Source organism: Micromonospora sp. 4G55 (assembly GCF_016803375.1).
In genome coordinates this window covers 1-5,751 of sequence record NZ_JAEVHN010000401.1, presented here as the reverse complement: position 1 = coordinate 5,751, position 5,751 = coordinate 1, and the positions used below count along the sequence as shown (strand labels likewise).

Sequence of the window (5,751 nt, the reverse complement as noted above, 5' to 3'; positions counted from 1 at the left end):
GTGGCCCGCCGCGGCGCCGGCCTGGCGCTGCGCCCCCGGGACATCACGCCGAGACGCTGACCCACCTGGTGACCGACGCCGACCTGCGGACCGCGGCCGGGCAGGTCCGCCGGGAGATCGCCGCGATGCCGGCGCCGGCGGAGCTGGTGCCCCGGCTGGTCTCGCTGGTCTGACGCCGTCGCAGCGGTGCGTTACCGCCCGAGGCGGTGCGGGGCGGTTCAGCCGAGCGCGACCGCCAACAGGTCGGTGACGACGGCGGGGTCGGTTGCCTCGCAGTTGGTCAGCACCACGACTCGGAGGTTCGTGTCGGGGAGGCAGGCGTCGAAGGCGCGGAATCCCGCGTTCTCCCCGGAGTGGTGGAACCAGGTCCGGCCCGCCCACGCACCGAGGAACCAGCCGTATCCGTATCCGCTCGCGTCCTCACGGCCGCCGGTCCGCGCCTGCTCGGTCAGCATGAGCTTCCGATACCGCTCGCCGAGCAGCCGCCCGGCCCGTAGGCCGTCGATCCACGCGAGCAGATCCCCGGCGGTGGACCAGACATCGCCGGTCCCCATCCCCACGACGTCCAGCTCCCAGGACGGGACCGGGCTGCCGTCCCGGTCGTGTCCCCGAGCGACGTCCGCTCGGTCCGCCGGGGAGCCGGCGAAGGTGTGTTCCATCTGCAGCGGCGCGAAGACCGTGCGCGTGAGCAGGTCCCGGTACGGCTCGTCGGCGGCTCGCTGCGCCACGTTTGCCAGCAGTACGTATCCCGGACTGCTGTAGTGCCAGCCTTCACCGGGCGGGAACAGCGGCGCGACCCGGTGGAACGTCTCCAGCAGGTCGACCGCCTCCACCCGGCGGGCCAGGTCGATCATCGGGTAGTCGTGCCAGTGCCCCAGCCCGGAGGTGTGTGCGAGCAGGTGGTGCAGCGTGATGTCCTGCCAGGACCGCGGGCATCCGCCGATCCAGCGCCCGATCGGGTCGTCCAGGCGCAGTACGCCCCGTTCGGCCAGCAGCAGGACGGCCGCGGCGGTGAACTGTTTGCTCAGCGACGCGATCTGGAACCGGGTGCGCGGGGTGCAGTCGTCGGTGGTGATCTCCGCGATCGTGGTGTCGCCGGCCACCAGGAGTGCTGAGCCTCGGATCTGCGGAAGGGTCGACATCCGCCGACCCTAGAGCCTCGGGCTGCTCCGCTGCCATCCCGTTGCGGCTGCGACGGTGGGTCGGTCGGGCCGAGGGCGGGGTCAGCGGACGTGGTCGCGGTAGCCGGCGATCGCGGCGGCGAGCACCTGCTCGCCGGGGCGGGACCAGAGGTCGGCCTGGAAGACCTCCACCTCGATCGGACCCGTGTAGCCGGCCGCGTCGACCGCCTCGCGCAGCCGGCGCAGCTCGACGCAGCCCTCCCCCGGCAGGCCCGGCCGAGCAGGACCCCCGCCGGCAGCGGGGTCACCCAGTCCGCCACCTGGAACGCGGCGATCCGCGCGCCGGCGCGGGCGATCTGGTCGTGCACGGTGTCGTCCCACCAGACGTGGTACGCGTCGACGACCACCCCGACCACCGCCGGGTCGAACCGCTCGGCGATGTCGAGGGCCTGCCCGAGCGTGGCGACCACGCACCGGTCGGCGCAGAACATCGGGTGCAGCGGTTCGATGGCCAGCCGTACCCCGGCGGCGGCGGCCTCCGGCGCCAGCTCGGCGATGGCGTCGGCGACCATTCGCCGGGCCCCGGCGAGGTCGCGGCCGCCCGGCGGCAGCCCGCCGGAGACCAGGACCAGTTCGGCGGTGCCCAGGGTGGCCGCCTCCTCGATGGCCCGCCGGTTCTCGTCGCGCCAGCCCGGCGCGGTGAAGAAGCCGCCCCGGCACAGCGAGGTGACGGTCAGCCCGGCGTCGCGGACCAGCCGGGCCGCGCGGTCCAGGCCGTACTCGGCCACCGGCTCCCGCCAGAGCCCGATCCCGGGTACGCCGGCCGCCGCGCAGCCCGCGACGGCCTCGGCCAGCGGCCAGTGCTTCCCGGTGGCCTGGTTGAAGGAGAACCGCTCCAGCCCCTCGGCCGCACCACCCGCCCGCCGACGCCGGCCCCCAGCACGGTCACTGCGCCACTCCCGCCACCGTGAAGAAGGCCCGGGCCCGCGCCGCGGCCAGCTCGGCGTCGGGCAGCAGGCCGGCGGAGTCGGCGAGGACGAGCAGCCGGGCCAGGTGCGCCGGCGAGCGGCCGGCCTGCTGCCCGGCCACCATGGTGAAGTGGTCCTGGTGCCCGGCCAGCCAGGCGAGGAAGACGATGCCGGTCTTGTAGTGCCAGGTGGGCGCGGCGAAGAGGTGCCGGGCCAGCGGCAGGGTGGGCGCGAACACCTCGTCGTACCCGGTGAGGTCGCCCCGGTCGAGGGCGGCCAGCGCGGCGGCGGCGGCCGGGGCGATGGCGGCGAAGACGCCGAGCAGCGCGTCGGAGTGCCCCTGCTCGTCGCCCCGGATCAGCTGCGGGTAGTGGAAGTCGTCGCCGGTGTAGAGGCGTACCCCGGCGGGCAGCCGGCGGCGCAGCGCGACCTCCCGGTCGGCGTCGAGCAGGGAGACCTTGATGCCGTCGATCCGCCGCTGGTGGTCCTTGACCAGGTGCAGCACCGTCTCGGTGGCCTCGTCCAGGTCGGTCGAGCCCCAGTAGCCGGCCAGCGCGGGGTCGAACATGTCGCCCAGCCAGTGCAGCACGACGGGTTGGTCGGCGGCGGTGAGCAGCTGGTCGTACACCCGCAGGTAGTCCTCGGCGGCGGTGGCGGTGGCGGCGAGCTGCCGGCTGCACATCAGCACCGGCCGGGCGCCGGCGGCTGCCACCTCGGCCAGCTGTTCGGTGTACGCGTCCACGACGGCGGTGAGCGACGCCGGTCCCGGTGGAAGCTGGTCGGTGGCGACGCCGGCGACGATCCGCCCGCCGGCCGCCCGCGCCTCGGCGGCGCTGCGCCGGATCAGCTCCCGGGTGGCCGGATGGTCGAGCCCCATGCCGCGCTGGGCGGTGTCCATCGCCTCGGCCACCCCGAGCCCGTACGACCACAGGTGCCGCCGGAAGGCCAGGGTGGACTCCCAGTCGACGGCGGCCGGGGCGCCCCGGCACGTTCTCCGCCCCCCGGGTCGCGACCACGTGCGCCGCCGCGTACGCCACCCGGCTGGTCGCCGGGCCGGCGGGACGGGGAAAGCCCGCGCCCCCGCGCAGCCGGTACGCCCCGCTGCCCGGCAGCCGGACGGTGGCGGTCACCGGGTCAGCTCCGGCACCTCGACGCGGCGGCCCTCGCGGGCGGAGCGGAGCCCCAGCTCGGCGAGCTGTACGCCGCGCGCGCCGGCGAGGAAGTCCCAGGCGAACGGCTCACCGGCGACGACGTGCCGCAGGAACGCCGCCCACTGCACCGTGAAGCCGTTGTCGAAGTCCTGGTTGTCGGGCACCTCGGTCCACCGGGCGCGGAAGTCCTCGGTGGCCGGCAGGTCCGGGTTCCACACCGGCTTCGGGGTGACCGCCCGGTGCTGCGCCCGGCAGCGGCGCAGCCCGGCGACGGCGCTGCCCTCGGTGCCGTCGACGTGGAACTCGACCAGCTCGTCGCGTGCACGCGGTGCACCAGGATGAGTTGAGCGCGGCGACGATCCCGCCGTCGAGTTCGAAGATGCCGTACGCGGCGTCGTCGGCGGTGGCCGGGTAGGGGCGGCCGGTCTCGTCGACGCGTTCGGGGACGTGGGTGGTGGCGAGGCAGGTGACCGCCCGGACCGGGGCGAAGAGTTCCTCCAGCACGTACTGCCAGTGCGGGAACATGTCCATCACGATGCCGCCGCCGTCCTCGACCCGGTAGTTCCAGGACGGCCGCTGGGCAGGCTGCCAGTCGCCCTCGAAGACCCAGTAGCCGAACTCCCCGCGCACGGAGAGGATCCGGCCGAAGAAGCCGCCGTCGATCAGCCGCTTGAGCTTGCGCAGGCCGGGCAGGAAGAGCTTGTCCTGCACCACGCCGGTGCGGACGCCGGCCGCGTCGGCGGCCCGGACCAGTTCCAGCGCGGCGGCACTGGACTCGGCGAGCGGCTTCTCGGTGTAGACGTGCCTGCCCGCCTCGATCGCCTGCCGGATCGCCTTCTCCCGCTGCTGGGTGACCTGGGCGTCGAAGTAGATCTCGACGTCGTCGCGGGCCAGCGCGGCGGTGAGGTCGGTGGTCCAGTCGGTGAGCCCGTGCCGTTCGGCGACGGCGCGCAGCCGGCCCTCGTCCCGGCCGACCAGGACCGGCTCGGGCCAGATCCGGGTGCCGTCGGGCAGCGGCAGGCCGCCCTGCTCGCGGATGGCCAACAGGGACCGGACCAGGTGCTGGCGGTATCCCATCCGACCGGTGACGCCGTTGACGATGATGCCGATCGACCTTCGGGCCATGGTCGTCCTTCCGCCCAGACAGCTCAGGCAAGCGCTTTCCTGGCAGCCTAGGGGGCGGCCCACAGCACAGGCAAGGGCTTTCCTGACGCCCCGTGCGGTAGCCTGTGCCCGACCGCGGGGCGCGCGGCACCGAGGCGGGCAGGGGGTGGCCATTGGCGACGCTGGCCGACGTCGCCCGCCGCGCGGGCGTCTCCCCCGCCACCGCCTCCCGGGTCATCAACGGCAGCAGCAAGCCGGTCGCCGACGAGCTGCGCGAGCGCGTGCTGCGGGCCGTCGCCGACCTGCGGTACGTCCCGAACGCGCACGCCCAGCTGCTGGCCCGGCCGCAGCGCAGCGTGGTCGGCGTGGTGGTGCACGACGTCTCCGACCCGTACTTCGCCGAGGTGACCCGGGGCCTGCAACGGGTGGCCACCGACCGGGGCCGGCTGGTCATCATCTGCAACAGCTACCGCGACCCGGAACGCGAGCTGGAGTACGTGGAGATGCTGCGGGCCCAGCAGGTCGCCGCCATCGTGCTGGCCGGCTCGGGCTACCACGACCCCGACTTCACCGCCCGGCTCACCGAGAAGCTGGCCGCGTACGAGGCGACCGGCGGTCGGGTGGCGGTGATCGGCCGGCACGAGCACCCCGGCGACGCGGTGATGCCGGCCAACGCCGACGGCGCGCGCCGGCTCGGCGCGGAGCTGCGCCGGCTGGGGCACCACCGGATCGGCGTGATCGCCGGTCCCCGGGAACTCACCACCACCAGCGACCGCCTCGCCGGGGTGGCCGAGGGGCTGGGCGCCGCGCTGCCGCCGGAGCGGGTCCGGTACGCCGACTTCACCCGCGACGGCGGCGCCCGCGCCGGGGACGAGCTGCTGGCCGCGGTGCCGGGGCTGACCGCGCTGGTCGCGCTCAACGACTCGATGGCGGTGGGCGCGCTGACCCTGCTGCGCGACCGGGGCGTCCGGGTGCCCGAGGAGGTCTCGGTCGTCGGCTTCGACGACATGCCGGTGGCCGCCGACGTCACGCCCGCCCTGACCACCGTCCGGCTGCCCTGGTGGAACTGGGCGCCGCGCGATGACCCTGGCCCTGGAACCGGCCGCCGGCCGTCCCCGGGTCGAGGTGCTCCCCGCCGAACTCGTCCGCCGCGACAGCCTCGGCCCGGCCCCCGCCTGACCCGCCGGTCAGGGTCGGCGGCTGCGACGGTCAGACCAGCGCGGCCAGCCGGTCGATCTGCCGGGGGTCGGACAGCGCCGACCCGACCGCCACCACCCTCGCCCCGGCGGCCAGGAAGTCGGCGGCGTTGCCGGCGTCGATGCCGCCGGTCGCCACGAACCGCAGCTCCGGCAGCGGGCCGGCGACCGCGCGGAGCCACGGTGGCCCGAGGCTCACCGCCGGGAACGC

General features: G+C 75.2%; 2 protein-coding genes and 4 pseudogenes. 1 reads left to right on the top strand and 5 read right to left on the bottom strand.

Annotated features, from left to right (window positions below; genetic code table 11):
- Positions 1 to 218 precede the first annotated feature (218 nt).
- From JNW89_RS25620 to JNW89_RS25605, 4 genes and pseudogenes are all read right to left on the bottom strand, one after another.
- The gene (locus tag JNW89_RS25620; RefSeq protein WP_238450845.1) at positions 219 to 1,142 is read right to left on the bottom strand and encodes a serine hydrolase; all 924 of its coding nucleotides are present in this window, start codon (positions 1,140 to 1,142) and stop codon (positions 219 to 221) included.
- 81 nt (positions 1,143 to 1,223) lie between these two features.
- Positions 1,224 to 2,020 (bottom strand): annotated as a pseudogene (locus JNW89_RS25615) (sugar phosphate isomerase/epimerase family protein).
- Positions 2,021 to 2,066: 46 nt separating this feature from the next.
- A pseudogene (locus tag JNW89_RS25610) lies at positions 2,067 to 3,219 on the bottom strand (DUF993 family protein).
- Positions 3,216 to 4,365, bottom strand: a pseudogene (locus JNW89_RS25605) (Gfo/Idh/MocA family protein). Before JNW89_RS25605 ends, JNW89_RS25610 begins: the two co-directional pseudogenes overlap by 4 nt.
- Positions 4,366 to 4,517: 152 nt before the next feature.
- Here JNW89_RS25605 and JNW89_RS25600 point away from each other — a divergent pair.
- Positions 4,518 to 5,523 (top strand): annotated as a pseudogene (locus JNW89_RS25600) (LacI family DNA-binding transcriptional regulator).
- Between the two features lie 30 nt (positions 5,524 to 5,553).
- On the opposite strand, the gene JNW89_RS25595 reads toward JNW89_RS25600, so the two are convergent.
- Positions 5,554 to 5,739, bottom strand: coding sequence for a hypothetical protein (locus JNW89_RS25595; protein WP_238450847.1), 186 nt, complete (start codon positions 5,737 to 5,739; stop codon positions 5,554 to 5,556).
- Between the last annotated feature and the right edge of the window lie 12 nt (positions 5,740 to 5,751).

What these genes read in the sequence shown, in the direction of transcription:
- JNW89_RS25620 (WP_238450845.1), bottom strand. Translation starts at nt 1,142, where the DNA reads ATGTCGACCCTTCCGCAGATCCGAGGCTCAGCACTCCTGGTGGCCGGC.